This window comes from Candidatus Thiothrix sulfatifontis (assembly GCA_022828425.1).
GTDB classification, from domain to species: Bacteria; Pseudomonadota; Gammaproteobacteria; order Thiotrichales; family Thiotrichaceae; genus Thiothrix; species Thiothrix sulfatifontis.
The window spans coordinates 1-26,606 of sequence record CP094685.1 but is presented as its reverse complement, the minus strand read 5'-3'; the positions used below and the strand labels follow the sequence as shown (position 1 = coordinate 26,606).

Here is a 26,606-nt window from a genome sequence, read left to right as displayed (position 1 = left end):
ATCGCATGACAGTTATGCCGTTTATATTACCTGACCCGCAGGGTCACGCCCGTGATTTGGCGGCTAATTGGCTGAAATTGGGGATTTTTGCGTTGCTGGCAGCGGGGATTTTTTCCCTGCTGTTGGTGATGTCACGGACTCCGGCGGTGCAGGAGGTGATTCCTTGGCTGGATTTCTTTCACACTGCACTGGTGGTGCATGTGGTGCTGTCGGTGTTGGTGTGGTTTTTGGCGTTTGCGGGGGTGTTGTGGACAGCGAATAGTGCGATTGCGTCGCCTTGGTGGGATAAGACGATTCTGGCGGTGACGGCATTGGGGGCGGGGTTGATTGTGGTGTCGCCGTTTACGGGGGATGGGCATCCGCTGTTGAATAATTACGTGCCGATTTTGCAGCAGCCGGTGTTTTTGTGGGGGCTGGGGCTGTTTGGTGCGGGGTTTGTTGGGTTGATTATCCGCACGTTGATGGTGGCAGGGTGGGAAACGCCGCCACAAGCGGGCATTTATTTCAGTGTGGTGAGTGCGGCAGTGGCAGTGCTGGCGTTATTGATGACGGGGGTGAATTTGCCCGATCAGTACAGCGGTGAGGCGTTTTACGAGCTGTTGTTTTGGGGGGCGGGGCATACCTTGCAATTTACCCATACGTTTTTGCTGATGGTGGCGTGGTTGTGGTTGGCGCAAGCGACGGGCTTGACGATTTCTATCGCGCCGCGTTTGGCTAAGGGTTTATTGGCGTTGATGGTGTTGCCGGTCTTGTTGGTGCCGGTTATTTACCTGCAATACGAGGTGGCATCGGCGGAACATCGGGCGGCGTTTACGGCTTTGATGAAGTACGGTGGGTTGACTTCGTTGCCGTTGGGCGTGGTGGTGGTGTGGGCAGTGGCGCGGGGAAGTCGCGTGGCTATTGCGGCATTGCGTCCGTTGCGGAATGCGTTGTATGCCTCTATCGCTTTGTTTGCGGCGGGAGGGGTGATTGGTTTTCTGATCCACGGGGTGAATGTGGTGATTCCGGCGCATTACCATGGTTCGATTGTGGGGGTGACGTTGGCGTTCATGGGGCTGACGTATTATTTGCTGCCGCGTTTGGGGTTTCAGTCTGCTACCTCGAAGTGGGCGGTATGGCAACCTTACATTTACGGCGGTGGGCAGTTGATGCACATTCTTGGCTTGGCGTGGTCAGGCGGTTACGGTGTGCAGCGTAAGACGGCAGGGGCGGCACAAGGTTTGGAAAACCTGCCCCAAATCCTCGGTATGGGGATGATGGGGCTGGGTGGTTTGATTGCGATTATTGGCGGGGGGATTTTTGTGGTGGTGGTGTTAAGAGCAATGCTTGCTAAGCCTTACAACCAACCCGCCACATAATGATCCACCAACAGCGCAATAAACAGCGCACTCAAGTAGAAAATCGAATAGCCGAAGGTTTTCATCGCGTGCTGATCACCTTCGCTACGGTACAACACAATAGCGTGATACAAAAATCCCGCCCCCAATACGCTGGCAGCAATCAAGTAAATCACGCCACTCATGTGCGTCAGAAACGGCATCAGCGTCACCGCAATCAACATCAGCGTATACAGCACAATATTGAGTTTGGTGAAGGCAACCCCGTGGGTCACAGGTAACATTGGCACACCTGCTTTGCGATAATCCTCCAAACGCTTAATCGCCAACGGCCAGAAATGCGGTGGCGTCCAAATGAAAATAATCAGAAACAGCAACAGCGCATCGGTATGCAATTCCCCCGTCACGGCTGTCCAGCCCAACACCGGCGGTGCAGCTCCAGCCGCGCCCCCCAGCACAATATTGTGCGGGGTAGAGCGTTTCAAATACATGGTATAAATCACTGCATAGCCCACCATCGACGCCAGCGTCAACACGGCAGTCAGCCAATTGACCATCACGCCTAAGATAAACATCGACAGCACGCCTAATCCCAGCGCAAACACCAAGGCTTGTGCGGTGCTGAGTTGATTTTGCGGCAGCGGGCGGTGTTCGGTGCGCTTCATCACCGCATCAATTTTCTGATCGACAATATGATTAATCGCTGCCCCGCAGGATGCCCCTAAACCAATGCCAAGCAACCCCCAAAATAGCGTGCTTAACGGTACGGCATCAGGGGTAGCCAGCAACATGCCAACCAAAGCGGTGAACACAATCAGACTCACCACTTTGAGCTTGCATAAACACAGGTATGCTTTCCAGTTGATTGCGGTATCCAGGGCGGCAACATTGATCATGGGCAATACTCCGTAGGGTTAGGCTTATTCTTCAGCAATCAAATCACGGTAAGCGTGCCAGCTTGCATGACCGGCAATCGGCAAGGTAATCGCCAAGCCGACGAAGAAGAAAATAAAGCCCAAAAACATCAGCGTTGCCAAAATAAATGCCCAACTCAGCATCACACCGGGGTTTGCCATCACTGCCTTCACACTGATAATCATCGCGGTAATCACATCAACGCGCTTGTCGGTAATCAATGGCACTGAAATTACGCTGATTGAAAACGCTACCGCTGCAACAGCCGCCCCGCTTAACGCCCATACAAATAAGAATGGCACAAACTGCTCGTGTCCAATTAAAGTATCCAGCCAGTTGTCGGTAATGGTCACGCTGTTAAAGAACATGGCAACGGTCACGGATGAAATCACCGCCCAGATTCCCATTAACACGCCTAGCACCATTGCAAAGCTGGCTAAACTCACCCCGTTAAAGCGTAAACCGTCGATACCTTGGCTGAAATGCGGTTTATTACCTTGTTCCAGCGTGCGGCTCATGCAATAAAAGCCGACGGCGACAATCGGCCCTAAAATCAGAAAACCGGTGGCAAGTGAGGTAACGAAAATGGGGTTTGCCCATGATAACCAAGCGAGGATTAGCCCTAACACGACATAAACCATGCCGTAAGTAATGCTCGCAGCGGGAGACGCTTTGAAATCCTTAATACCGGCGTTAAGCCAGCGCATGGAGGCTTCAGAATCGACTTTCCGCACGGTTAGGCGCGGGGTTTCGTTCATTATCGCTTGGTTGGTACTGCTAATTGTGGCCATCACACCTCTCCTCTTTACGTTATTAAAATTCAGCCTTGTGGCTCTCGCTCACCCCACCTGCGACACTTTAAGCAGGCGGCGTAAATCTTTGATAATTAACTCGCCGTTGAAATCGGGTGGATACGACATCATTATATTTCCCAGCGGGTCGATGATGTAAAGACCGTCTTGCGCCGCTGGATTAGGGTTTTGCAACACTGTCTGCAAGTGTTGGATGGCATCGGCTGCGCCTACCGCGATACGCATTCCCGCGTGTTCGGCTAAGCGCGGTTGTAAGGCGGCTAACTGGCTGGTTTCAGTCAATACCAACAAACGCTCGACACGGCGGCGTTCATTACCCATTGCTTGCCGCACTTGGCGCAGGAAATACAGGTTCTTCTGGCAATGTTCGCTGCACGCCGAATCTGCCACTGTCACCAATACCCAACTGCCGCGCAAATCCGCTGTATTGAACGTAGCACCGTTCAAGCTTTCTAGCGGTAATTCACCCACTGCCCGCACGGGGGATATTAACGTGCCGTAATTGGTGGTGGTGGGAAGGGGTAATACATCCCTGTTTTGGTAGTATAACCAACCACCTAGGTAAGGAAAGGCACACACCGCCACCAATATCCACAGGGTACGATTGCTGCGTTTGGGGGATGCGACGGCGGTATCCGTGGCTGACGTCATAGGGTTTCCTTGGAAGTAACGCTAGGGTATTTACGGAGGTTCAGCGACACATAAGCACTCAATACAATCAGCCCAAATGCGCCCCATTGAATGCTATAGCCGATGTGCATCCCCGCCGTATTGCTGTAAGCAGGCCAATCCCGCCGCAAACCATCGGCGGTTTCCGAGGTTTGCAGCAACACATACGGTGCAAGCGAATGCCCCAGTTTGTGTGCGAAATGCGCCATATCCAAATACAACCAGCGTTGATTGCCTTCGGTGTCGGCTGCCATCTCGCCAAACAGAAACACGGGTTTGGAGCGGGGTGATTCCAGTGTCCCCGTCAGGGTTACGCCATCTGTTGGGGTTGGAATGCTGGGTAATACTTGACGATCAGCGCCTACGGCAATCCAACCGCGATTGACCAGCAGATGCTGCCCGTTTGCCAAGCGTAATGGGGTAATGACGTGGTAGCCTGCCTTACCATGTTGCACGCTATTGTCCAACAACACCGTATTAGCCGCCTCCCAGTAACCGCTGACGGTAGCAGGGCGAAAGCGTTGTACAGGCCAGTCCACGCTCGTCTCATTCAGATTGAGCGGCGCTTGGGTGGTTTGTTGCATGACCGCTTGCGCCATTTGGGTTTTGTAGGCGGCGCGTTGGTATTGCCACACGGATAAAGCTGTAAAAATGCCCACCATCACCACCGTCAAGAGCGTAGTAAAAACGCTAGGTTGAAAGCGGTAACGTGCTGTTATACTGGCATTTTCACCCTGCTGTAACAATCCGAGGTTCCTCATGTGGTTTAAAGTACTGATTATCATCAATCTGGCTCTGATCCTGATCAGCCTCGTGTCCGGCGTATTCTTTCTGGCGAAAGATAACGGCAAATCCAATCGGGTTCTGAACTCCTTGACCACGCGGGTCGCGCTCTCGGTATTCCTCATCTGTTTATTGATGATCGGCTATTTCACCGGGCAAATTGTTCCCCACGGTGTGGTGCCGTGAAGAACCCCGCCTTCACAACCAATACACGAAAATAAACAGCGCAATCCACACCACGTCGACGAAGTGCCAATACCACGCAACCGCTTCAAACGCGAAGTGGTTGTGTTCGGTGAAATGGTGGCGTGCGCTGCGTACTGCAATCACGATCAGCATAATCGTCCCGATGGTGACATGCAGCCCGTGAAAGCCGGTTAGCATGTAAAACGTTGAGCCATACACCCCAGAGTTCAGAGTCAAATCCATCGCATGATGCGCGTGCCAGTATTCATAGCCTTGCACGAAAAAGAAGATCGTCCCCAGCGTAATGGTCATGATCAAACCGCGTACCAGTTGCTTATTGTTATTCTTTTTCAAGCCCCAATGCGCCCAGGTCAATGTGACACCGCTGGACAGCAAAATAATGGTGTTCAGCAGCGGCAAACCCCACGGCCCCATCGCTTCTTTGGCAGGGACGTATTTGGTGGTATCCGCATCCGGCAAATTGAGTAACGGCCAGTTATATTGAAAGCCTTCCCAGAGAATGTTGGAGGTGGCTAATTGCCCATCACCGCCCAGCCAGGGCAAGGTAATATTGCGCAAGTAAAACAAGCAGCCAAAAAACGTCACAAAGAACGCCGCTTCGGAGGTGATGAACCAGAACATGCCCTGCCGGAAAGAGCGGTCAACCTGCCCGTTGTATTTGCCACTCAAGTTTTCATCAATGACCGCGCCAAACCAGCCGTGCATCAAATGCGCCAGTACCGCAAAGCCGGTGACCATGATCAGGCTTCCGGCCAAGCCCATCTTATTGATGCTTAACACCAGCCCAAAAAACAGCATGAACATGCCAAACACCGCAATAATCGGCCAGCGGCTGGGTTCGGGGATGTAATACGCTGCGTTATCCGTGTGGGTATCCGCCTGTGTGCTCATGCTGGCTCCTTTAGTCAATGGCTGGTATTCATTGCCGCGTGTTGCGCGGGTGTCAGGGTGTAATCACGCTCAGTATTCATAAAGGTGTAGGACAATGTGACGGTGGCGTATTGCTTATCCACTGCCGGGTCAATGGTGAAATACACCGGCATTTCCTTGGCTTCACCGGGTTGCAATACCTGTTGGGTGAAACAAAAACACTCGATTTTGCTAAAGTGTTGCGTGACCTGCCAAGGGGTAATGCCCGGCACGGCTTGCCCCGTAATCAGCTGATCCGACAGGTTTTTGGCGTAATAGCTCACCGCTACCTTTTCCCCCGGATGCACTTGGATTTGTTTCACCAACGGGCGAAATTCCCATGGCAACCCGGTGTTTACCGTGGCATCCAATTGCACCGTGATCACGCGGCTGGTATCCACCGGCTTAGGGATGTTGGCGGTATCTGCCACGCGCCCTGCGGGTGTGCCAGCTACCCCATTGATTCCCCCAACTTCGCACGCTAAGCGGTAAAGGGGAACCATCGCAAACCCGAACCCGAACATTCCCAACACCACCAAAAACAAGCGGCGTGTCACCGTCTTGTTTTTGGCAGCAGTCAGTTCTGCGCGGATCAGTGGTGCGTCGTTCATGGCACAACCCCACCGCTCAATACTTTGGGCAGGTAGATGAAGGAGTACAGCAGTGCTAACCCCGCGATAATGCCGAGAATAATCGCTACCCGCAGATTTGCTTTACGCAATTTATCGTCTGGTGCTTTCATTATTTAATCACCGGCGCTTCGGTAAAACTGTGGAACGGTGGCGGTGAAGGCAGTGTCCATTCCAATCCCGGTGTACCGATTTGCGACCCTTCCCACGGTTTCGCCGGTGCTTTTGCCCCGCCTCGAATCGTCTGAATAATGATGTACAGGAATAGCAGGTGTGACAGCCCAAACAGGAATCCACCGATGCTCGAAATCATATTGAATTCGGTGTATTGAATGCTGTAATCCACGATGCGCCGAGGCATTCCCGCCAACCCGGAAAAATGTTGCGGGAAGAAGGTCAGGTTGAACGAAATCGTCGTCCACCAAAAGAAAATCTGCCCAAGACGCTCGTTATACATATGCCCCGTCCATTTCGGCAGCCAGTAAAACACGCCCGCATACAAGCCAAACACCGCGCCCGGAATCAAGGCATAGTGGAAATGCGCCACCACGAACATGGTGTCATGGTATTGCATATCAGCAGGCACGACCGCCAACATCACCCCTGTTACCCCCGCAAACGAGAACATGAGGATGATGGCAATGCCAAACAACATGGGCGTTTCAAACGTCATCGAGCCGCGCCACATGGTGAAGATGAAATTCATCAACATCAGCCCGACCGGAATCGAAATCAGGATTGTGCCAATCATGAAGTAATTCGTCGCCACCAAGGACATGCCGATGGTGTACTGGTGATGCGCCCATACCACCATGCCCAGCGCCGCTAACACGCCCATGCCATACACCAGCGCTTTGTAGCCAAACAACGGCTTACGCGCAAACGTCGGAATCACCAAACCCAACACCCCGATAGACGGCAGCAACAATACATACACTTCAGGATGCCCAAAGAACCAGAACAAATGCTGGAACAAAATCGGGTCGCCACCGCCCGCCGCATCAAAGAATGAAGTGCCAAAGTGCCGATCAAACAGCAACATGGTGACAGCACCCGCCAACACCGGCATAACCGCAATCAGCAATAGCGCGGTGAAAAACCATGCCCATACAAACAGCGGCATTTTCATCATGGTCATGCCAGGTGCTCGCATATTCAAAATCGTAGTCACGATATTGATGGAAGCAAGAATGGATGACACCCCTAGGGTATGGATGGCAAAGATGGTGAAATCCATGCCAATCCCGTTTTGCACCGACAGCGGGGGAAGCAACGTCCAGCCGGTATTCACGGGTGTGCCGCCATCAGGAAAAATGTAAGGGGCGACGATGGAGAGCATCAGCAAAATAGCCGCCGCCGGTAACAGCCAAAAACTCAAGTTATTCAAGCGCGGTAACGCCATATCCGGTGCGCCGATCATCATCGGAATCATCCAGTTTGCCATGCCTGCGGCGGCTGGCATGACCATCCCGAATACCATCACCAGTGCGTGGTCTGTCACCATATTGTTGTAAAAGTCAGGGCTGGCAAGTTGCACCCCCGGCATGAACAATTCAGCGCGGATGTACATCGCCATTGCGCCGCCAAAAAACAGCATAAACAAGGCAAAAAACAAATACATCGTGCCAATGTCTTTGTGATTGGTGCTGTACACCCAACGTTGCCAGCCGCGCGGCGGGCCGTGGTGGTCATGATGATGGTCGTGTGTGGTGGCTACACTCATGAAAATTCCTCCTCAGCAATTAGCGTGCTGCTTTTATATCTTTGGGTTGTACCAATTCACCCGCCGTATTGCCCCAAGCATTACGCTCGTAAGTCACCACAGCGGCAATGTCCAGATCGTTTAATTGTGGCCCCCACGCCGCCATTGCCGTGCCAGCTTTGCCTTTCACCACAATCGCGATGTGATCAGCGAGGGCGGCGGTGTTGTTGGCAATTTTGCTGCCTGCTAGTGCGGGGAATACGCCGGGTAAACCTTGTCCATTGGCTTGGTGGCAGGCTAAGCAGTTTTTGGTGTACACCGCTTCACCTTTTGCCATCAATTCGGCTTTGGCCCACACCTTGTCAGCAGAAGCTTCCGCTGCGGATTGTGCTTGCTGGGCTTTGCGGGTGACTTTCCATTGCTCGTATTCGGTCGGGGAAACGGCGCGTACTACCGCAGGCATGAAAGCGTGACCCGTGCCGCAGTTTTCGTAACATTGCCCGCGATACGTGCCTTCTTTGGTGATATTCGTCCAAGTTTCATTGATGTAACCGGGAATATTGATTTTCTTGGGGACAATTTCCGCAATGCCCCAGTTGTGCAAAACATCGCTAGAGGTCAGCAGGAAACGTACCCGCTTGCCGGTGGGCAATACCAGCGGGTCATCGACATCCCGCAGGTAGAGCGGGTCGGTGGGTTCGAGCTTTTTGAGGTTGCTGACGATTTTAATGTCATCGTCCATGTATTCATACGTCCACTTCCACTGCGAGCCAATGACTTTGACGGTGACATCGGCTTTATCGTGGGATTCAACCGAACTGAGGGTGGAAGAGGCGGAACTGGCAATGGTCAAGTCGATACTCAATACAATCACCGGCACGAGTACCCATGCCCAGCGCCCAAACCAACCGTTATGGAATTCCTGATCGGGAATCGCGCCTTTTGCGTGGCGAAAGTTAATCAGTGCGTAAATAATCATGCCCGTCACCAACGCCATAATGATGGTGCCGACAATGGTGGTCAGCATGTGCAGGTCGAAGATTTCTTGGGTGAGTGTCGAGGCGGGCGGGGTGAGATTGTATTCGTAGGCGGCGTGCGCCATGCTGCTGAATAACCAAGCTCCCCCAGTAATGAACAGGGCGGATAAGCATTTATCTCTTCTAGGCAGCATGTTTCCTCCTAACATGAAGCGGGGTGGTCAGTGTGTTGTCTTGCGGCAACTCTCCAAAGCGTTTGTTATGGTGTTTGCGAGCGTTTTGCGGTCGGCATTGGTTAGGCACGCGCCGATTTCAATGCATTCCCCGTGCGAACGTAACAGCAATTTGCTGGGATACCAGTGATGCGGGTCGCGCTGGAGTGCAATATTCACCCAGTACGGCTGCAAGCGGTATTCGCGCAATATGTCTACGCCGCTGCGGGTCGTAATTAAGATGCTGTCAGGGGCTATCTGGATGGTCTCGGAGTAACGCGAGGCACGTTCAAACAGATACAGGCTGACACCTAGCACCGCTATTTCGAGCAGGGCGAATGGCAAGATTACCCACGCACCCAATAATAAGAACCGTACCGTGACGAGTAAGGTAAGCGCCGCCACTGCGAGGAAGAACACAATCATGCCCTCGCGGGACAATGAGCGGTTCGGGCGCACTTCAAAGGTGCGGCATTCCGTGCTGAGGTTGCTGGTTGTCGTTACCAAAACCGTTCCACCCGTCTTGGCTAAGCAATGGAAATGTGTGATTTCACACAGGATGAAAATAATATATCCTAGTTTTTGATATTTATCATTGAAAATTGTAAAACATTCAATATGTTAGTAATTGGTAATAAGCTTAAATACACCGTGGTTTTATGGGGGGCGCTGCTAATAAGTTGCAGTGAGCCAACCGTTACGCCCTTAACATTGCCGCTGTTGAGCGGGGAAAAAGCGCATATCCCTGACTTGCACGGTAAGTTGACGTGGGTGAACGCGTGGTCGACCCGTTGCACTATTTGTGTGAAAGAGCTGCCCGCGTTGGAAGCATTGCAGCGTGAATACGCCGAACGGGTGCAAGTGGTGGCAGTGGCATTGCCAACAGACCCGCCGAATACGATCTTGGATGTGCAAACCCAACTGCACTTGACCTTGCCGGTGGCCTTGGATTTGGATGGGCAAGCGGCGCGGCAATTTGCGCCCGATTTGGTCGTACCCAGCCATCATTTGTTGGATGCCCACGGCGATATTCTGTACCAAACGAAGGGAAAGCTAACGCTGGCTGAAATGCGTACTATGCTTGAGAAACACATTTTCCCCCCATTGAGTCAGCGGTAGTCACTTATGCAAAAAACCTATTCGATCTTGCTGTCGTTGACGTTAGGGCTGGCGTTGGTGGTGATTGTGCTGGGGGCGTATACGCGCTTGTCGGATGCGGGCTTGGGTTGCCCCGATTGGCCGGGCTGTTACGGGCATTTGGGTGTGCCGGAGCAGGTAGATGCGGATCAGTTTGAGCGTCCGCTGGAACACGCGAAGGCATGGAAGGAGATGATTCATCGCTATGCGGCGGGGATGTTGGGCGTGTTGATTTTGGCGCTGTTTGTATTGCGGGTAAGGTTTCGGCGTTATTTTGAGGCGAGTATCTGGATTCCGACGTTGTTGCTGGCGACGGTTATATTTCAGGCGGCGTTGGGAATGTGGACGGTGACACATTTGCTGAGTCCGCCCGTGGTGACGGCGCATTTGCTGGGTGGGTTTACCACTTTGGCGTTGGTGTGGTGGTTATGGTTGCAACGGCATGTGCCACGTTTTTCAACCTTGTATGGCAGTATTGGTGCGGTGCGTGGCTGGGCGTTGGGGGCGCTGCTGCTGTTAATTGCGCAAATTATGTTGGGCGGCTGGACGAGTACGCATTATGCGGCGGTAGCGTGTGGGGTGGATTTCCCCCTGTGTCAGGGGCAATGGTGGCCTGCGAGTGATTTCCGCACGGCATTCAGTTTTGAATGGCAGGCGGGCGTAAATTATGAATTTGGAACGCTGGAGAACCCGGCCCGTACCGCGATCCATTTGACGCACCGTTTGGGCGCATTGCTGGTGTTGCTGTATCTGGGCGGCTTGGCGTTGTGGTTAATACGGCGGCGTTCGGTGGCGTGTGGAATCGTGCCGTATGCCCTGCTGGTGTTGTTGGCGGTCCAAGTGAGCTTGGGAATTAGCAATGTGGTGTTTGCGTTGCCGCTGGTGGTGGCGACCTTGCATACTTTGGGGGCGGCGCTGCTGCTGCTGGCGGTATTGGCGCTGAATCATTGCCTGTATCCGGCGCATTAAGAAAGCGCTTGACAACGCACTAATTTAGTGATTGACAAGTGGAAACGCTTTCCCTATAGTCTTTCGCTTTCTCGCAAAGGCAGCCTGTCTGGGCTGCCTTTCGCATTTATGGCTGTTGTGGCGGATTTTTTGGAGGTTTTGCCGTGACCAATGCAGTGATGCCGACGTATGCACGTATGCCCGTTACTTTCGCAAAAGGCGAAGGTGCGCTTCTGTGGGACACCACCGGTAAACAATACTTGGATGCCTTAAGTGGTATCGCGGTGTGTAACGTAGGTCATGCCCGACGCGAAGTCGCGGATGCCATTTGTGCGCAAGCCCATGAATTGCTGCATACCTCTAACCTCTACCAAATTGAACACCAAGAAGCGTTGGCGGAAAAGCTGTGTGCGCTGTCCGGTTTCGAGAATGTATTTTTTAGCAATTCCGGTGCGGAAGCGAATGAGGCGGCGATTAAGATCGCGCGTTTGTACGGTCACAATAAAGGTGTAGCAATCCCGACCATTATTGTCATGAGCAATGCATTTCACGGGCGCACGATGGCAACTGTTACTGCGACCGGCAACCCCAAAGCGCAACTGGGTTTTGCCCCGTTGGTGGAAGGTTTCGTGCGCGTCGAATACGGTGATGCCGATGCGGTAGCGGCAATGGCAAGCAACCCGAATATTGTCGCGGTGCTGGTTGAACCGGTGCAAGGCGAGGGCGGGATTCGTATTCCTGCCGCTGATTACCTGCCGCGCTTACGCGCTATCTGTGATCAGCACGATTGGTTGCTGATGGTGGATGAAATCCAAGCAGGTATGGCGCGTACTGGCACGTGGTTTGCTTTCCAACACAGTCACATTCAACCCGATGTCATGACGCTGGCAAAGGCGCTCGGCAACGGTGTGCCGATTGGCGCGTGTTTAGCCGCTGGTAAAGCAGTCAATGTGTTTGGTCCTGGCAATCATGGCTCGACGTTTGGCGGTAATCCGCTGGCTTGCCGTGCGGCGCGTGCCGTGATTGAGGTAATGGAACACGATAACCTGACCGCACGCGCGGCAGAGTTGGGTGAATATTTCCTGTCACAATTCCGTGAAAAATTAGCGGGTGTGGTAGGGGTGCGCGATATTCGCGGCAAAGGCTTGATGATTGGGGTGGAACTGGAGCGTGATTGCGGTGAATTGGTGAAACAGGCTCTGGAGAGAGGTCTGCTGATCAATGTTACCGCTGGCAATGTTATCCGCTTGTTACCGCCATTAATCATTACTGATGCGCAAGCGGATCAAATAATAACTATGGTCAGTGAATTGGTGCAGGCATTTTTGCGCCCCGCTGCTGGAGAGAGAGCCTCATGAAACATAAACCTGTCAGACATTTTCTGACCCTTAGTGATTTTACACCGGTTGAGCTGATCGGCTTGATTGGGCGTGCCATTGAACTCAAAGCCATGTGGAAACGTGGTGAGGCGCATGAGCCGCTGCATTTGCGCACGCTGGCAATGATTTTTGAGAAATCGTCCACCCGTACCCGCGTATCGTTTGAAGCGGGTATGACGCAATTGGGCGGGCATTCCATGTTTTTGTCACCGAACGACACCCAATTGGGGCGCGGTGAGCCGATTGAAGATTCCGCCCGTGTCATTTCGCGCATGGTGGATGTGGTGATGATTCGCACCTTCGAGCAGGAAAAAGTGGAGCTGTTCGCGGCGCATTCCCGCGTGCCGGTCATTAATGCGTTGACCGACAAACATCACCCCTGCCAATTGCTGGCGGATATGATGACGTGGATCGAACAGCGCGGCTTACCTAATGGCAAAACGGTGGCGTGGATTGGCGATGGCAATAATATGTGCCATTCGTGGATGGAAGCCGCGAAACTGTTTGGTTTCCACCTGAATGTGGCGTGCCCCGAAGGTTATGACCCCGATGCGGATGTGATCGCGGCAACGGCAGGTTCGGTCACGTTTTTCCGTGAACCCAATGAAGCGGCGAAGGGCGCGGAAGTGGTTGTTACCGATACGTGGGCCAGCATGGGGCAGGAAGCGGAAAAGAAAATTCGCGAAAAAGCCTTTGCTGGCTACCAAGTCACAACCGAGATGATGCAACTGGCAACGCCGGATGCGATTTTCATGCACTGCCTGCCCGCGTATCGTGGGCTGGAAGTGGCGGCTGATGTCATGGATGGCGCACAAAGCGTGGTTTGGGATGAAGCCGAAAATCGCTTGCACGCGCAAAAAGCGCTGCTGGAAGTATTGGTGTGCGGCTTCCCTTCCGGTATGCCGGAGTGACCCCTCACCCCATACGCGCCAACTTAAGCCCCTATCCCCTTGATTAAACACGGCTCAACGCCATTTCTCGGCATTGGTTCAACAGAGCAAAAATGGGGCTGGGTAAACATTGCAACGTCCGCTTTCTGGGGCGTTCGCTCAAACTCTTGATATTGTCATCCGCAAAGCGTGCATCGACAGGAAAACAGGCTTTGATGCCTGCTTTGAGGTCGTCCGCGACGGTTTTCCAAAGTCGCCAATCAGTGAGTTGGCGAGGATTGTCGAGTTTGCGTTTGGCATCGGCAAAGCGACTTTGCGTCATCTTTTCCAGCACGGCTGCGTACAATAATTTGCCGTGTAGATACAGTTCAGCCAGTTTTGAGCCTTTGTGCGCTCGTAGTTCATCGACATTCAGCAAGCTTTTGAGGCGTTTGATCACCAATTCAACCTGCCAGCGGACACGATAGAGTGCAGATGCGGTGGTGGTACACAGCACTTCAGGCGGTAATGACGTGAAAATCAGTACCCATTCGCTCAGGCAAAGGGCTTCCGTGCTGGGGTTACGTCCTTTGTCTTTGGCGCGTTGTCTGGCTTTGCGCCGGGCTTCAGCAGCCTTTTCTTCGGGTAAGGGGATGGCATGAAGGTAGCCCTGAATGCGTTTGTTGCCATGACATAACCAAACCGGCACACAACTGGGGCGTTTACCCAGCTTACGTAAGCGCGTGTACCAGTCGATTTTGACTAGGTGTCCGGTATCATCCCCTTTGCCATCTTCATACAGGTTCATGCTGTGGGCGTTGTAGCGTAATACCACATCACCGCCTCGGTCGATGAAAGGGACAAGCGTTTTGGGTTGGTTATAACCCCGGTCAATCAGCACCACATCGCCTGCTTCCAAGGTGTAATGGTCGAGGTTTTCGCCTTCTTTATCGGTGGTGACTTCCACTTGATGCAGGCTGAGGTTGATCAAATCAATCGCGATATGCAGGCGGTACGTTGTGGCAGTTGCACCCGGTTCTTGCACGGTCGAGCCGTCAATGACGATAAAGCGCAGTTTGCCGCTATCGACCACCTCGCTTAGCCCAAATACGCCTGCCAGCAGGGATTTTACCCACGGAACACAGGCTTCCAGTCTTTTTTTACCGCCGTGTCACTGAGGTAGCCCTGCCTCTGGGCGACCTCCCCGGCGCAACTGCGTAGCGACAAGTCCAAACCGCAGTACGCCATCACTAACTGGAGCAATTGCAGCGGGCTTTTGATCTTGCGGGGACGGGCGAAGGCTTTGAAGGCATACGCTTGTTCCTGATAATCGGCTGGCAGCACTTGCAGGAATTGGGCAAAACGGGTATCTAATAATGGTGGCAACTTCATGGGAACTTTCACTTTGGTCGGTAAAAGCATCTGTGTGGGGTTGCCACATCTTGTTTGCAAGAGGAAACAAGGGGTTAGGGGCTTAAGTTGGCGCGTATGACCCCTCACCCCCAGCCCCTCTCCCTCAAGGGGCGAGGGGGAGCAAGAGTTTCTTTTCTTAGCCCCTCGCCCCTTGAGGGAGAGGGGTTGGGGTGAGGGGTTCTTATGCGCATAATCTCCGCTAACACCAACGGCATCCGTTCTGCTGCGAAAAAAGGCTTCTTCGCGTGGATGAAGCAGCAGCAGGCGGATGTCGTGTGCATTCAAGAAACCAAGGCGCAAATCCACCAGTTGGAAGAGGATCGCGCTTTGTTTTTTCCCGAAGGCTATCACTGCTACTACCACGACGCCGAAAAAAAGGGCTATAGTGGGGTGGCAATCTATGCCCGTACTGAGCCGGATGCGGTGATTAGGGGAATGGGATGCGCTGAATTTGATGCGGAAGGGCGTTATATTGAAGCGCGTTTCGGCAATCTGAGCGTGATTTCCTTGTATTTGCCGTCAGGTTCATCAGGGGAAGAGCGTCAGCAGGCGAAGTATCGGTGCATGGATTATTTTCTGCCGTTGCTGGTACAAATGAAGGCTGACGGGCGCGATGTGGTGATTTGCGGTGATTGGAACATTGCGCATCAGAACATCGACATTAAAAACTGGAAGGGCAACCTGAAAAACTCCGGTTTTTTGCCGGAAGAACGGGCTTGGTTGGACAAGCTGTTCAATGAATTGGGTTTTGTAGACGGCTTCCGTGAGGTGAATCAGGAAGCCGAACAGTATACGTGGTGGTCGAATCGTGGGCAGGCGTGGGCAAAAAACGTTGGCTGGCGGATTGATTACCAGATTCTTACGCCATCACTGAAGGGTAAAGTGAGCGCAGCGGCGATTTACAAGGACGAACGCTTCTCCGATCACGCTCCCCTGAGTTTGGATTATGCTTATGAAATTCCTTGTCGCACTGTTCTTGGTGCTGAGTCTTACACAGGCTAACGCAGCCGAAACGCCAGCAGCGCCCCAAAATCGGCCTAGTCCTCGGCGGTGGCGGCGCGGCGGGTGTTTCCCACGTCGGTGTCCTCAAAGTGCTCGAAGCCAACCATATTCCCATCGACGTGATTGCAGGCAACAGCATGGGCGCGATTGTCGGCAGTTTGTACGCCTCCGGCATGAGTGCCGCCCAAATCGAAACCGTGGTGAATGAGTTGGATTGGCTCAGCTTGTTCCGCGATGATGCTTCCCACCAAAACAAGTCTTACCAACAAAAGCAGCAAAGCGCGGACTTTTTCAGTGCGTTCAGCGTCGGCGTGTCCAAGGAACGGGTGAAATTGCCCAGCGGTTTGATTGACGGGCAACGCTTGATGTTTGAATTGCGGCGCTTGCTGAAGCCAGTGGAGCGGGTGAGTGATTTTGACCGCTTGCCGATTCCGTTCCGGGCGGTGGCAACTGACATTCGCACGGGTGAAACCGTGGTGTTGAAACAGTGGCAATTTGGCGACGGCAGTGCGAGCGAGTATGTCGATTCCGGGGCTGTTTGCGCCGGTGACGATCGACAAGCGTTTGCTGGTGGACGGTTTGGTGTCGAATAATTTGCCCGTGGATATTGCCAAGCAAATGGGTGCGGACATTGTGATTGTTTCCAGCATTCCCTCAGAAACCAACCGCAAGCTGGATTCGGCGCTGGATATTAGCTTGCAGTCGATGGATTTGCTGATGCGCAAAAGCAGCGCCAGCCAACTCAAGCTGATTCGCAAGGGTGTTGATATTTTGATTGAGCCGCCGGTGGGGGAGATTGGCAATCTGGCCTTTGATCGGGTGAAAGAAACCATTCCGCTGGGGATGCAGGGGGCGCAAGCGCAATTGCCCGCCTTGCAGCAATTGGCAGCACTTACGGGGGCAACGCCTAGGCGGGCAGTGGCACAACAAAACAACCAAGACGCGCCGATTCGGGTGGCAGCCGTTCAGCTTGAAAATGAATCATCGTTGAGTGATAAGTTGGTGCGGCAAAAACTGGGTATCCAGCCCGGTGAGGTGTTGGATGATCAGCGCTTGCAAGCCGGGTTGGAGCGCGTATACGGCTTGGGGTATTTCAGTTTGGTGGATTATCACCTGACGCAACGCCCGGATGGTGATTACGACCTGAAGGTCATGGCGCGTAAGGCGGATCAAGGTGAGCAACGAGTCAGCACGGGGTTTGCGTTGAGTGATAATTTCAACGGTGATACCGGGTATCAGGCCGGTGTGAAATACGTGCGTCAAGGGCTGACTGCGCAAGGCACTGAGTTGCGGCTTGCAAGGCGTGATTCGGTGAAGCGGATGCTGGCTTCTGCCAGAATTGCACCATCCGCTGCAAGATCACAATGCCACGTTTGTTGCGCCGCGTGCTTGGTATCAGGAACGGGATGCCAGTATTTTGGATGGGGCGCAACAAGTGGCGGAATTACGCGCGGCTGAAGCAGGCGTTCAAGTGGATGTCGGGCGAGCGCTGAACAATAGTGCGGAAGCGCGTGCCGGAATATTCTTCCAGCGTATTGAACCGGAAGTGAAAACCGGCACCTTAACCTTGCCGGGTGATTCGTTGACCGAGGCGGGGCTGAAATTGCAATATCGGGCGGATACGCTGGATTCGGTGAATTTTCCGACGAAAGGCGGGCGCATGAGTGCAACGTATACCCACGGCATCAAAGCCTTGGGCAGTGACACGGATGTTTCCCGCATTGAGTTGGAACGTGAACAGGTGTGGAGCAAAGATAAGCATCGCGTGATTGCCAGTGGGCGGTTGGAGGCGAATGCCAATAACGAAGAAGGTTTGTTATATAGCACGGGCGAGGCATTGCAAACCGGGCGCTTGGCGTTTACCGATAATGATCAGTTGATTGGTAATTACACGCTGGATGGTTCACTTGACGTACATGCGCGAGCTGGCGGAAGTGCCGCAGATTGCCAAAGTGCACGTGGGCGCGTCAGTGGGGGCGCGGCAGGCTTGGCAGGAGGCGGAGGATGTGGCCTTGGGCGATTTGCGCGGTACGGGTTCGGTCTTTTTGGGCGGGGAAACACCTGTCTGGCCTGCATTTATTGGGGTGCGCAAAACTCAGGGCTTGGATCAGGAAGCGTATTTTAATTTTGGACGGGATTTTTAAAGACCCCGTCGTTAGTTAAAGAGGGCGACCAGCCGGTCGCCCCTACATGCACCCTCTGCGTAGGGGCGACCGGCTGGTCGCCCTCTTCATGTTTCTGGTCGCCCCTACATGTTTCAATCGGCGTTATTTCTTCACGCCTTCAATCGACAAAATCATCTCGACTTCTTTAGACGCGGGTCCCAAATCTTTTTCAATGCCGAAATCCGCCAGCGCAAATTGGGTGCTGCCCTCAAACCCACGGCGGAAACCGCCCCACGGGTCAGCACCCGCGCCGATTTCTTTCACGTCGATCGTGATCGGTTTGGTAACACCATGCAGGGTTAAGTTGCCTTCCAGCTTGCCACCGCTGTACTTAGTGCTGACGAATTTGGCTTCCGGGAATTTGGCAACGTCCAGAAAATCTTCACCGCTCAAGTGCTTGTCGCGTTCCGCATGGTTGCTGTTGACGCTGGTGGTGTCGATAGTCACTTCCACTTTAGCCGCGTCTGGTGTTTTTTCATCGTAGCTGAAATTGCCGCTGAATTTGTCAAAACGCCCGTACAGCCAGCTATAACCTAAGTGTTGGATGCGGAACTGGATGAAAGCGTGCATCCCTTCGGTGTCGATGGTGTAATCATCCGCGTGTGCTACCGAGCCTGCGAACAAACCCAGTGCTAACAGTGAGGTGGCGAGTACTTTTTTCATGTGAATCTCCTTTGTGTGTCATTAACCCTTGCCCAACATACGGGTCAAGGTGTTGTCTTTCCAATAAAAATGGTGAATGAAAGCAGCCAGCGCGTGTACGCCGACCAGTAAAATAAACAGAGTTCCGGCAATTTCGTGAATCTCACCCGCGAATTCGCCGCGTTCCTTGCTTTGCGGCAACAGGGCAGGCACTTCAAACCAATCAAACACGTTAATGCCATGCCCTTTTGCTGTCGAAATCAAATAGCCGCTGATTAGCATCACGATCAGCAAACCGTACAACGCAATGTGTCCCAATTTGCCAAGCGTGTGGGTAAACGCGGGTGCATTGCCCACTATCTGCGGGCGTGGCTGTGCAATCGCCCACGTCACACGCACCAGCAATAACGCGCCCAACAGCACACCAACCTCCTTATGCAATCCCGGCAGCGTGTGGTACAAACGGTCGTAATACTCCAGTTCCACCATGTAATCGCCGACGAAATACATGCCGATCAGTGCCACTGCCATTAACCAGTGCAGCGCAATCGACACCACACCATACGTTTTTGCTGAATTTCCAATCTGCATAAATCACCTTCTACGGCAAATCAAACACCAAAAATTCTGCCGAATCCGCCGTACCAAACAGCAATTCCGTTTCCTCGCGAATTTGCAGTGCATCGCCTGCCTGTAACGCCATCCCATTTACGAGCAAACTGCCGCGTGCGACATGCACATAAACCGCGCGATTTTCCGGGCGCAGATACGTTACCTGTTCGCCCGCCGCCAAAATGCTGGCGTATAAATTCGCATCGGTATTCATCTGCAACGACCCGTCATGCCCATCTGCCGACACCAGCAATTGCAGTTTGCCGCGCCGTTGTTCCAGCGGAAAATGTTCCTGTGCATACCCCGGTTGAATCCCCGTAAACGTGGGTAACAACCAGATTTGCAGCAAATGCACCGCTTCGGTTTCCGAATGATTGAATTCCGAATGCAAAATTCCACGCCCTGCACTCATGCGCTGCACATCGCCGGGGCGAATTGTGCTGCCATTGCCGAGGCTATCCTTGTGCGATAACGCGCCTTCCATCACATAAGTGACGATTTCCATATCACGATGCCCGTGCATCGGGAAGCCGCCTTTCGCCGCTACCCAGTCCTCATTGATCACCCGCAGGGATGAAAAAGACATGCGCTCGGCATCATAATAATCGCCAAACGAAAAGCTGTGGCGGCTATCCAACCAGTCGTTGGTGAATGCCCCGCGTGAATCTGCACGAATAAGTTCCATAACCTGCTCCTTGAAACTGTCTTTACCTGAGTAAAAGAATAAGATTTAATGGGTTTTTGATAAAGACACAAAAACTACATTAACTCTCAACAGGAAGTTAACAATGAGTCGCTTGGATTACATGGCTAATTTTGTTGCTGTCGTCGATAAGGGAAGCATCACTGCTGCTGCCGATCAATTAGAACTCACGGTTGCTGCCGTCAGCAAGCGTTTGAAAATGTTGGAAACTGAGTTGGGTGTGCGCTTGTTGACCCGCAATACGCGCCAACTGTCCTTGACCGAAGCAGGGCATTATTACTACCAACATTGCCGCGAAATTCAGGAAGAAGTGAACCGCGTTGATCAGCACTTGCTGGCGATGCAGGGCAAACTCAGTGGCGAATTACGCATCAATATGCCGATGACTTACGGCAAAGTGCGCCTTACGAAGCTGCTGATTCGCTTTTTGCAGCAACACCCCGATATTCACCTGCACCGCACATTTGGACGATGCTTACACCGACGCGGCGAGTGGTGATTACGATGTGGTCATCCGTATCGGCGTGTTGGACGATTCGCGTCTGGTGGCTCGCAAGCTGGAAAATGCTTATTTACTGCCCGTTGCCGCGCCAGCCTATTTGCAAACCCACGGCACACCGCAAACGCCCGCCGAATTAGCCCAACACCAATGCCTGCATTACACCAACGTCAGTCACCGCGAAGGCTGGACGCTTTATGATCAAGCCGGACACGCCAGCAATGTGCAAATACGCGGGCAATTATGCGCCAATAACGGTGAAGTGCTGAAACAAGCCGCGATTGCAGGCATGGGTGTTGCGCTGCTGCCTGACTTTGAATTGATCGCGGCGTTGGAAAAAGGCGAGTTAGTGCGGATTTTACCGGAGTATTCCGCGCAAACCGTCTCGGTCTACGCGGTTTATCCCAGTCGGCAGTTTTTGCCTGAAAACGACGCGTGAGTCTGCACGAATAAGTTCCATAAACCGCTCCTTATACTGCTTAGGCGGTGCGGCGTTTCTGCCAGACGTAATAACCGCCAATGATTAAAGCCACAAAACCTAACGTTCCTAATACAATCAGCCCTTTATTTTCGGCAATCACTTCCTGACTGCCACCGATGAAGTAACCGAACAGTGCCAGCACAATCGACCACAAGCCCGCACCGACGGTGGTGTAAAAGGCAAATGAGGCAAAATTCATCCCCACTAACCCGGCGGGTAGCGAAATCAAGTGACGAATCCCCGGAATCAAACGCCCGGTAAAGGTTGAAATGGCTCCGTGTTGGGTGAAGAACACATCGGTCTTGTGCAACAGCGAGGGGCGCACAAAGAAATACTTGCCGTATTTTTCCAGAAACGGTCGTCCCACCCACATCGCAAACACATAGTTAAGGGTTGCGCCCAGCAAACTACCGAGCGTTGAAGCCATAATGACCCCGAACAGGCTCATTTTGCCTTGATAAGCCAACATTCCTGCGGGAATGACCACCAATTCACTGGGCACCGGCAATACCGTTGATTCCATCGCCATCGCAATGAAAATGCCCCAATAACCCCAAGCTTCAACCGTGGCTAACACCCAGTTGACGAAATCATGCAACATAGCAAACCCTTTCGTTGTTTCAGTATTTTATAAATGTTCAGACGCGTAATCTGCCAAGCGCGAACGTTCCCCGCGTTGCAGCGTGACGTGTCCGCCGTGTTCCCAGCCTTTGAATCGATCCACCACATACGTTAAGCCTGATGAGGTTTCGGTCAGATAAGGCGTGTCAATCTGCGCAATATTGCCCAAACACACCACTTTCGTGCCCGGCCCGGCGCGAGTAATCAGGGTTTTCATCTGTTTGGGGGTGAGATTTTGCGCTTCATCAATGATGATATACCGATTCAGGAAGGTTCGACCACGCATAAAATTCAGCGATTTGATCTTGATTTTGCTCATCAGAAATTCATCGGTAGCGCTACGTCCCCACTTGCCGCCGTTGGTCGGTTGGGTCAGCACTTCAAGATTATCCATTAATGCGCCCATCCACGGTGCCATTTTTTCTTCCTCCGTGCCCGGCAAAAAGCCGATGTCTTCACCGACGGGTACGGTGACGCGGGTCATAATGATTTCTTTGTACAATTGCTCATCCAACAATTGCGCTAAACCAGCGGCGAGTGTCAGCAAGGTTTTGCCCGTACCTGCCGCGCCTAACATGGTGACGAAATCAATATCGGGATCCATTAACAAATTCAAGGCGAAATTTTGCTCGCGGTTGCGGGCGGTAATCCCCCAAACGGCGTGGCGTGGCTCGGTGAAATCGCGGATAGTTTCAATAATGACATGATCAAACGTTTTTTTACGCACAATCGCTTGAAACGGTTGGTCGCCCGGTAAAGCTAAGAAATGCCCCGGTAGCCATTCTTGGGTCAGCGGGCCAAACAATTTGTAAAACGTGTGCCCCCGCTCTTTCCAAGATTCCATTTCTTTATTGTGGGCTTCCCAGAAATCGGTGGGCAATTCGTGGAAACCCGTGGGCAACAAATCGGCATCATCCAACACTTGGTCGTTGAAATAATCTTCCGCTTTCAAGCCCACAATCGTGGCTTTAATGCGCAGGTTGATGTCTTTCGAGACCAAAATCACGTCACGTTCGGGGTATTTATCCCGCAAGCTCAAGGCAACGGTGAGAATGGTATTGTCCGGTGAATCCCCCGGCAAACCCGTTGGTGCGGGATAATCCAGCGCCTCGGTTTGAAACAGCAATTTGCCACTGGGCGCTTTGCCATTGCCAAACATCGGGTTGCTGGACAGCGGCACGCCGGAATGAATGGCATCGGCACCGGCGGCGGAAATCAGATCATCCATGAAGCGGCTGACTTGACGCACATTACGCGCCACTTCCGACACACCTTTTTTGCTGTGATCCAGCTCTTCCAGCACCACCATGGGCAGGAAAATATCGTGTTCTTGGAAGCGGAACAGGGCGGTGGGGTCGTGCATCAGCACGTTAGTATCGAGAACAAATAAACGATTTGCGTGGGTATGGGGGGCGTGTGCTGGACTCATGATTCTCCTAAATGTCATATGATAAGCGTGTGTTCAAACCAGCGCTTGCACCGCTGTCAATACTGCCGCAACGTGTGCTTTTACCGACACTTTGCGCCATTCGTGCCGCAACACCCCCCGTTTGTCTATCAGAAACGTGCTGCGTTCAATGCCGAGTACCTGTTTGCCATACATATTTTTCAATTTGATGACATCGAACAGTTTGCAGGCGATTTCATCCACGTCCGCCAGCAGTTCAAAGGGGAACGCTTGTTTCGCTTTGAAATTTTCGTGCGACTTTAGGCTATCCCGCGAAATACCAAACACCACGGTATCGGCGGCTTGGAATTCTGCGTAGGCATCGCGGAAATCCTGCCCTTCGGTGGTGCAGCCGGGCGTGCTGTCCTTAGGGTAAAAATAGAGGACAACGTTGGCTTTTTCCTGAAAATCGGATAGGCGGAAGGTCGTGTCAGAGGTGGCGGCTAGAGTGAAGTCAGGTACTGGCGTACCGAGGTTTAAAGTCGTCATCAGGTTCTCCTTTCGTGTAACACTTGTGTTTCATTACCTGCCTCAGTAGTATGCTGTCAAACTATTTTTTGGAGATTCGCATGTTTCGCGGCAGTATGGTGGCACTCATTACCCCAATGACAGCTAATGGGGACGTTGATGAGGCGGCGTTGGAAGCTCTGGTAGCCTTCCATCTGGAAAACGGCACCGACGCTATTGTGGCAGTCGGCACAACCGGCGAGTCGGCAACCCTGAATTATAAGGAACACCGGCATGTCATGAAACGTGTGATTGATTTGGTGGCGGGTAAAATTCCGGTCATCGCAGGCACTGGCTCGAATAGCACCGCCGAAGCGATTGAAATGACCGAAATCGCCATGCAAGACGGTGCAGATGCGTGCTTATTGGTGACGCCTTACTACAACAAGCCGACGCAAGAAGGTTTGTATCAGCATTATAGGCTGATCGCAGAACGGGTAGCGATTCCCCAAATTCTTTACAATGTACCAGGGCGGACAGTGTGTGACTTGTTGCCTGAAACGGTTGAGCGTTTGGCGGTGATTCCTAATATCGTCGGCATTAAAGAAGCGACCGGCAACCTGGAACGCGCCGCTGACATTTTACAACGTTGCGGCGACCGCATCGACTTGTACAGTGGCGATGACGCGACCGCCATGGAATTGATTCTGATGGGCGGCAAGGGTGATATTTCTGTCACAGCCAACGTTGCGCCTAAAGCAATGCATGAGATGTGCGCTGCCGCTTTAGCCGGTGATCGGGAAACGGCGAGCCGTATCAATGCTACACTTGCAGCATTGCATACCGATTTGTTCCTTGAACCCAATCCAATGCCGGTAAAATGGGCATTGGCGAAAATGGGTTTTGGGGATGAGCGCGGCATACGTTTACCGCTTGTCCCGTGTTCTGAGGCTATTAAGCCCCAAGTGCTGGCAGCCATGCGTCAAGCCGGTATTGAGTGTTAGTTTTCTAAACGGAATAGACAATGAGTCCCATGAATATACTTCCCCTGTCACGTTTAGCAGTGGTTATCGGTTCGGCGCTGATGCTGTCTGCTTGTTCCGGTATGAACATTGATTCAGTCGGTGATCGAGTGGATTATAAAAACAACAAAAGCGTTAATGCGTTGGAAGTGCCTCCCGATCTCAATGCTCCCGACTATGACCCAACGTATGCCACCATTCCCGGTGGTTCAGTGAGTGCGGCAGCATTGGCGCGTGGTGAGGCACAAAATGGCACTGCGGTTGTATTGCCAACCAATTCTGCTATCCAACTGATGCGTGAAGGCAATGTGCGTTGGTTGCAAGTGAATGCTCCAGCGGAAGCGGTGTGGCCAAAATTGCATGAGTTCTGGCGGGCGATGGGCGTCGCGGTCAAGCGTGATGAGCCGCGTGTGGGCATTATGGAAACGGACTGGGCAGAGAATAAAGCTGAAATTCCACTGGATTTTATTCGTAAAACCATCGGTAAAGCGTTTGAAGGCATGTACGACGCGGGCAGTCGTGACCGTTTCAAAGTGCGTTTGGAACGTCCTGCGGCGCAAGCGACCAATATCTATCTTAGCCACGAGCGTGCGGAAGAATCCGTCAGTGGCACCGGCGTAAAATGGCAATACGCGCCAGCAAGACCTGAATTGGAAGCAGAAATGCTGAACCGCTTGATGATTTTCTTGCAAGGCGGTGATGCGACGGCTAACGCCCAACCCGTGGCTGAATCGACCTTAACGGCGGTGCCAGTGGCGCTAACACAATTGGAAGGCGGGCAACCCGCTCTCGTTGTAGGGGGCGCGGCCAACGATGTTTGGATTCGTACAGGGGTTATGCTGGGGCGGATTGGCATGAGCATCGAGGATCAGCAACGCGCCAATGGTATTTACCTTGTTACTTACGACGGTGACAGCAAAGACGGCAAGCAGGGCTTCTTCAGCCGTTTGTTGAAGTCAGACAAAAATACGTTGAAAGTGGGTAGCAAATATCAGGTGCAAATTTCCGATGCAGGCAACAGTAGCCTCATTGCGGTCGGTGATGCCGACGGCAGCCCCCTGAAACCGGCAGTCGCCACTGCATTGCTGGAACGTCTCAAGTCTGAATTCGAGCGCTAATGCTGCGATTTGCCTCCCTCGGCAGCGGTAGCAAAGGCAACGGTACACTCATTGAGTCCGGCAAAACCCGCATTTTGCTGGACTGCGGTTTTACGTTGGGCGAAACCGAGCGGCGTTTACACCGTCTCGGTTGCCCGCCGCAATCGCTGACTGCCATCCTCATTACCCATGAACACGGTGATCACGCTGCGGGTGTGGGACGGCTGTCACGCCGTTACAACATTCCTGTGTGGCTTACTGTGGGCACTTATCACGCGATGCGTGACATTCATTTTGCTCAAACGCATTACATTAATGTCCACCATCCGCTGGAAATTCAAGATTTACAGGTCACACCTTTCCCTGTTCCACACGACGCTCGCGAGCCGTGTCAATTTGTGTTCAGCAATGGCAACCACAAACTAGGCATTTTGACCGATGTTGGCAGCCACACCCCGCTAATCTTGCAAATGCTTCAGCGCTTGGATGCACTTATGCTGGAATGCAATTACGACGCTGTGATGTTGGCGAACGGTGCTTACCCACCATCGCTCAAAGCACGGGTTGCTGGGCGTTACGGTCATTTGGATAACAAACAGTCTACGCATTTGCTGGAGCAACTGGATCTTAGCCAGTTGCAACACCTTGTTGGAATGCATTTAAGCGAGAATAACAATTTACCGGATTACGCCTACCAAGCACTGTGTGCCGGAGCGGGATGTGAGCAAGGCTGGATTCAGCTTGCAAATCAAGCGGATGGAGTTGACTGGCTTGATATCCATTAAAAACTTTCAGAAAAGTGTCACAAACGGCTTGACGCCCTCAGAGTGGTCTGTATAATGCGCATCTCACTCAGGGCGGAAACGCTCTGAAACAAAAGCAGAATCAATGACTTAGGTAATTATTGTGTTTTTGGAATCGAAAAAGAGTTTTGAAAAAGTGCTTGACACGACAATCGAAACGCTTTAAG

Annotated in this window: 31 protein-coding genes and 1 pseudogene; 15 read left to right on the top strand and 17 right to left on the bottom strand. The window is 52.6% G+C overall.

The features are described 5' to 3' along the window. Positions 1-14: 14 nt before the first annotated feature. A complete protein-coding gene (locus L3K52_00160; protein ID UOG92166.1) occupies positions 15-1,358 on the top strand; it encodes a cbb3-type cytochrome c oxidase subunit I in 1,344 nt (447 codons plus the stop codon). On the opposite strand, the gene cyoE is transcribed toward L3K52_00160, so the two are convergent. Genes cyoE through L3K52_00140 form a run of 4 tightly spaced genes read right to left on the bottom strand, consistent with a single transcriptional unit; the run spans position 1,337 to position 4,494 of the window. After that, positions 1,337-2,233, bottom strand: coding sequence for a heme o synthase (gene cyoE / locus L3K52_00155; GenBank protein ID UOG92165.1), 897 nt, complete (start codon positions 2,231-2,233; stop codon positions 1,337-1,339). The genes L3K52_00160 and cyoE overlap by 22 nt on opposite strands. Positions 2,234-2,257: 24 nt before the next feature. After that, positions 2,258-3,043 (bottom strand): DUF2189 domain-containing protein, encoded by a 786-nt coding sequence (locus tag L3K52_00150; GenBank protein ID UOG92164.1) that lies wholly within the window; start codon positions 3,041-3,043, stop codon positions 2,258-2,260. A gap of 48 nt (positions 3,044-3,091) precedes the next feature. After that, on the bottom strand, positions 3,092-3,715 hold the full coding sequence (locus tag L3K52_00145; protein UOG92163.1) for a hypothetical protein: 624 nt from the start codon (positions 3,713-3,715) through the stop codon (positions 3,092-3,094). Then, complete coding sequence (locus L3K52_00140) at positions 3,712-4,494, bottom strand: SURF1 family protein (protein ID UOG92162.1); 783 nt, start codon at positions 4,492-4,494, stop codon at positions 3,712-3,714. The genes L3K52_00145 and L3K52_00140 overlap by 4 nt, the downstream gene beginning before the upstream one ends. On the opposite strand from L3K52_00140, the gene L3K52_00135 reads away from it, so the two are divergent. Beyond that, entirely contained in the window at positions 4,493-4,702 is a 210-nt protein-coding gene (locus L3K52_00135) for a twin transmembrane helix small protein (GenBank protein ID UOG92161.1), read from the top strand. The genes L3K52_00140 and L3K52_00135 overlap by 2 nt on opposite strands. Positions 4,703-4,714: 12 nt before the next feature. On the opposite strand, the gene L3K52_00130 is transcribed toward L3K52_00135, so the two are convergent. The 5 genes from L3K52_00130 to L3K52_00110 form a co-directional block, all read right to left on the bottom strand. Further along, positions 4,715-5,614: a cytochrome c oxidase subunit 3 gene (locus L3K52_00130; protein ID UOG92160.1), complete on the bottom strand. Its 900-nt coding sequence runs from the start codon at positions 5,612-5,614 to the stop codon at positions 4,715-4,717. A gap of 14 nt (positions 5,615-5,628) precedes the next feature. Then, on the bottom strand, positions 5,629-6,243 hold the full coding sequence (locus L3K52_00125; GenBank protein UOG92159.1) for a cytochrome c oxidase assembly protein: 615 nt from the start codon (positions 6,241-6,243) through the stop codon (positions 5,629-5,631). Between the two features lie 130 nt (positions 6,244-6,373). After that, positions 6,374-7,984 carry a cytochrome c oxidase subunit 1 gene (locus L3K52_00120; GenBank protein UOG92158.1) on the bottom strand — a complete coding sequence of 537 codons (1,611 nt, stop codon included), beginning with the start codon at positions 7,982-7,984 and terminating at the stop codon, positions 6,374-6,376. A 19-nt stretch (positions 7,985-8,003) separates the two neighbouring features. After that, the gene (gene coxB / locus L3K52_00115) at positions 8,004-9,134 is read right to left on the bottom strand and encodes a cytochrome c oxidase subunit II (GenBank protein UOG92157.1); all 1,131 of its coding nucleotides are present in this window, start codon (positions 9,132-9,134) and stop codon (positions 8,004-8,006) included. A gap of 27 nt (positions 9,135-9,161) precedes the next feature. Beyond that, positions 9,162-9,659, bottom strand: a complete 498-nt coding sequence (locus L3K52_00110; protein ID UOG92156.1) for a DUF2244 domain-containing protein — start codon at positions 9,657-9,659, stop codon at positions 9,162-9,164. A gap of 111 nt (positions 9,660-9,770) precedes the next feature. Here L3K52_00110 and L3K52_00105 point away from each other — a divergent pair, with 111 nt between their 5' ends. The 4 genes from L3K52_00105 (at position 9,771) to argF (ending at position 13,527) form a co-directional block, all read left to right on the top strand. After that, positions 9,771-10,271: a TlpA family protein disulfide reductase gene (locus L3K52_00105; protein UOG92155.1), complete on the top strand. Its 501-nt coding sequence runs from the start codon at positions 9,771-9,773 to the stop codon at positions 10,269-10,271. A gap of 6 nt (positions 10,272-10,277) precedes the next feature. Next, on the top strand, positions 10,278-11,258 hold the full coding sequence (locus L3K52_00100; GenBank protein UOG92154.1) for a COX15/CtaA family protein: 981 nt from the start codon (positions 10,278-10,280) through the stop codon (positions 11,256-11,258). A gap of 143 nt (positions 11,259-11,401) precedes the next feature. Further along, entirely contained in the window at positions 11,402-12,595 is a 1,194-nt protein-coding gene (locus tag L3K52_00095) for an aspartate aminotransferase family protein (GenBank protein ID UOG92153.1), read from the top strand. After that, complete coding sequence (gene argF, locus L3K52_00090; protein ID UOG92152.1) at positions 12,592-13,527, top strand: ornithine carbamoyltransferase; 936 nt, start codon at positions 12,592-12,594, stop codon at positions 13,525-13,527. Before L3K52_00095 ends, argF begins: the two co-directional genes overlap by 4 nt. A 43-nt stretch (positions 13,528-13,570) precedes the next feature. On the opposite strand, the gene L3K52_00085 is transcribed toward argF, so the two are convergent. Both L3K52_00085 and L3K52_00080 read right to left on the bottom strand, forming a co-directional pair. Further along, positions 13,571-14,578 carry a transposase gene (locus L3K52_00085; protein UOG92151.1) on the bottom strand — a complete coding sequence of 336 codons (1,008 nt, stop codon included), beginning with the start codon at positions 14,576-14,578 and terminating at the stop codon, positions 13,571-13,573. Positions 14,579-14,613: 35 nt separating this feature from the next. Continuing rightward, entirely contained in the window at positions 14,614-14,877 is a 264-nt protein-coding gene (locus L3K52_00080; GenBank protein ID UOG92150.1) for a hypothetical protein, read from the bottom strand. A 204-nt stretch (positions 14,878-15,081) separates the two neighbouring features. Here L3K52_00080 and L3K52_00075 point away from each other — a divergent pair, with 204 nt between their 5' ends. From L3K52_00075 to L3K52_00060, 4 genes and pseudogenes are all read left to right on the top strand, one after another. Further along, positions 15,082-15,900 (top strand): exodeoxyribonuclease III, encoded by an 819-nt coding sequence (locus tag L3K52_00075; GenBank protein ID UOG92149.1) that lies wholly within the window; start codon positions 15,082-15,084, stop codon positions 15,898-15,900. A gap of 89 nt (positions 15,901-15,989) precedes the next feature. Further along, positions 15,990-16,452 (top strand): annotated as a pseudogene (locus tag L3K52_00070) (patatin-like phospholipase family protein). A gap of 291 nt (positions 16,453-16,743) precedes the next feature. Next, the gene (locus L3K52_00065) at positions 16,744-17,358 is read left to right on the top strand and encodes a hypothetical protein (GenBank protein UOG94038.1); all 615 of its coding nucleotides are present in this window, start codon (positions 16,744-16,746) and stop codon (positions 17,356-17,358) included. Next, a complete protein-coding gene (locus L3K52_00060) occupies positions 17,336-18,025 on the top strand; it encodes a BamA/TamA family outer membrane protein (protein ID UOG92148.1) in 690 nt (229 codons plus the stop codon). The genes L3K52_00065 and L3K52_00060 overlap by 23 nt, the downstream gene beginning before the upstream one ends. Before the next feature lie 142 nt (positions 18,026-18,167). Here the strand turns inward: L3K52_00060 and L3K52_00055 are convergent, their stop codons facing one another. The 3 genes from L3K52_00055 to L3K52_00045 are packed head-to-tail and all read right to left on the bottom strand — an operon-like array spanning position 18,168 to position 20,004. Further along, the gene (locus L3K52_00055) at positions 18,168-18,728 is read right to left on the bottom strand and encodes a YceI family protein (GenBank protein ID UOG92147.1); all 561 of its coding nucleotides are present in this window, start codon (positions 18,726-18,728) and stop codon (positions 18,168-18,170) included. A 21-nt stretch (positions 18,729-18,749) separates the two neighbouring features. Then, positions 18,750-19,298 (bottom strand): cytochrome b, encoded by a 549-nt coding sequence (locus L3K52_00050; protein UOG92146.1) that lies wholly within the window; start codon positions 19,296-19,298, stop codon positions 18,750-18,752. A 10-nt stretch (positions 19,299-19,308) separates the two neighbouring features. Beyond that, positions 19,309-20,004, bottom strand: coding sequence for a pirin family protein (locus L3K52_00045; GenBank protein UOG92145.1), 696 nt, complete (start codon positions 20,002-20,004; stop codon positions 19,309-19,311). A 103-nt stretch (positions 20,005-20,107) separates the two neighbouring features. Here L3K52_00045 and L3K52_00040 point away from each other — a divergent pair, with 103 nt between their 5' ends. Together L3K52_00040 and L3K52_00035 are read left to right on the top strand one after the other, a co-directional pair. Beyond that, positions 20,108-20,521: a LysR family transcriptional regulator gene (locus tag L3K52_00040; protein UOG92144.1), complete on the top strand. Its 414-nt coding sequence runs from the start codon at positions 20,108-20,110 to the stop codon at positions 20,519-20,521. Next, complete coding sequence (locus tag L3K52_00035) at positions 20,487-20,960, top strand: substrate binding domain-containing protein (protein UOG92143.1); 474 nt, start codon at positions 20,487-20,489, stop codon at positions 20,958-20,960. The genes L3K52_00040 and L3K52_00035 overlap by 35 nt, the downstream gene beginning before the upstream one ends. 40 nt (positions 20,961-21,000) lie before the next feature. Here the strand turns inward: L3K52_00035 and L3K52_00030 are convergent, their stop codons facing one another. The 3 genes from L3K52_00030 to L3K52_00020 are packed head-to-tail and all read right to left on the bottom strand — an operon-like array spanning position 21,001 to position 23,559. Next, positions 21,001-21,603 (bottom strand): DedA family protein, encoded by a 603-nt coding sequence (locus tag L3K52_00030; protein UOG92142.1) that lies wholly within the window; start codon positions 21,601-21,603, stop codon positions 21,001-21,003. A gap of 27 nt (positions 21,604-21,630) precedes the next feature. Further along, positions 21,631-23,052 (bottom strand): PhoH family protein, encoded by a 1,422-nt coding sequence (locus L3K52_00025; protein UOG92141.1) that lies wholly within the window; start codon positions 23,050-23,052, stop codon positions 21,631-21,633. Between the two features lie 33 nt (positions 23,053-23,085). Then, positions 23,086-23,559 (bottom strand): peroxiredoxin, encoded by a 474-nt coding sequence (locus L3K52_00020; protein UOG92140.1) that lies wholly within the window; start codon positions 23,557-23,559, stop codon positions 23,086-23,088. Positions 23,560-23,639: 80 nt separating this feature from the next. On the opposite strand from L3K52_00020, the gene dapA reads away from it, so the two are divergent. From dapA to L3K52_00005, 3 genes are read left to right on the top strand one after another with little or no spacing between them, the layout of a single operon-like run. Beyond that, positions 23,640-24,521 (top strand): 4-hydroxy-tetrahydrodipicolinate synthase, encoded by an 882-nt coding sequence (gene dapA, locus L3K52_00015; GenBank protein UOG92139.1) that lies wholly within the window; start codon positions 23,640-23,642, stop codon positions 24,519-24,521. A gap of 29 nt (positions 24,522-24,550) precedes the next feature. After that, positions 24,551-25,657 carry an outer membrane protein assembly factor BamC gene (gene bamC, locus L3K52_00010; protein UOG92138.1) on the top strand — a complete coding sequence of 369 codons (1,107 nt, stop codon included), beginning with the start codon at positions 24,551-24,553 and terminating at the stop codon, positions 25,655-25,657. After that, on the top strand, positions 25,657-26,421 hold the full coding sequence (locus L3K52_00005; GenBank protein ID UOG92137.1) for an MBL fold metallo-hydrolase: 765 nt from the start codon (positions 25,657-25,659) through the stop codon (positions 26,419-26,421). The genes bamC and L3K52_00005 overlap by 1 nt, the downstream gene beginning before the upstream one ends. Positions 26,422-26,606 lie beyond the last annotated feature (185 nt).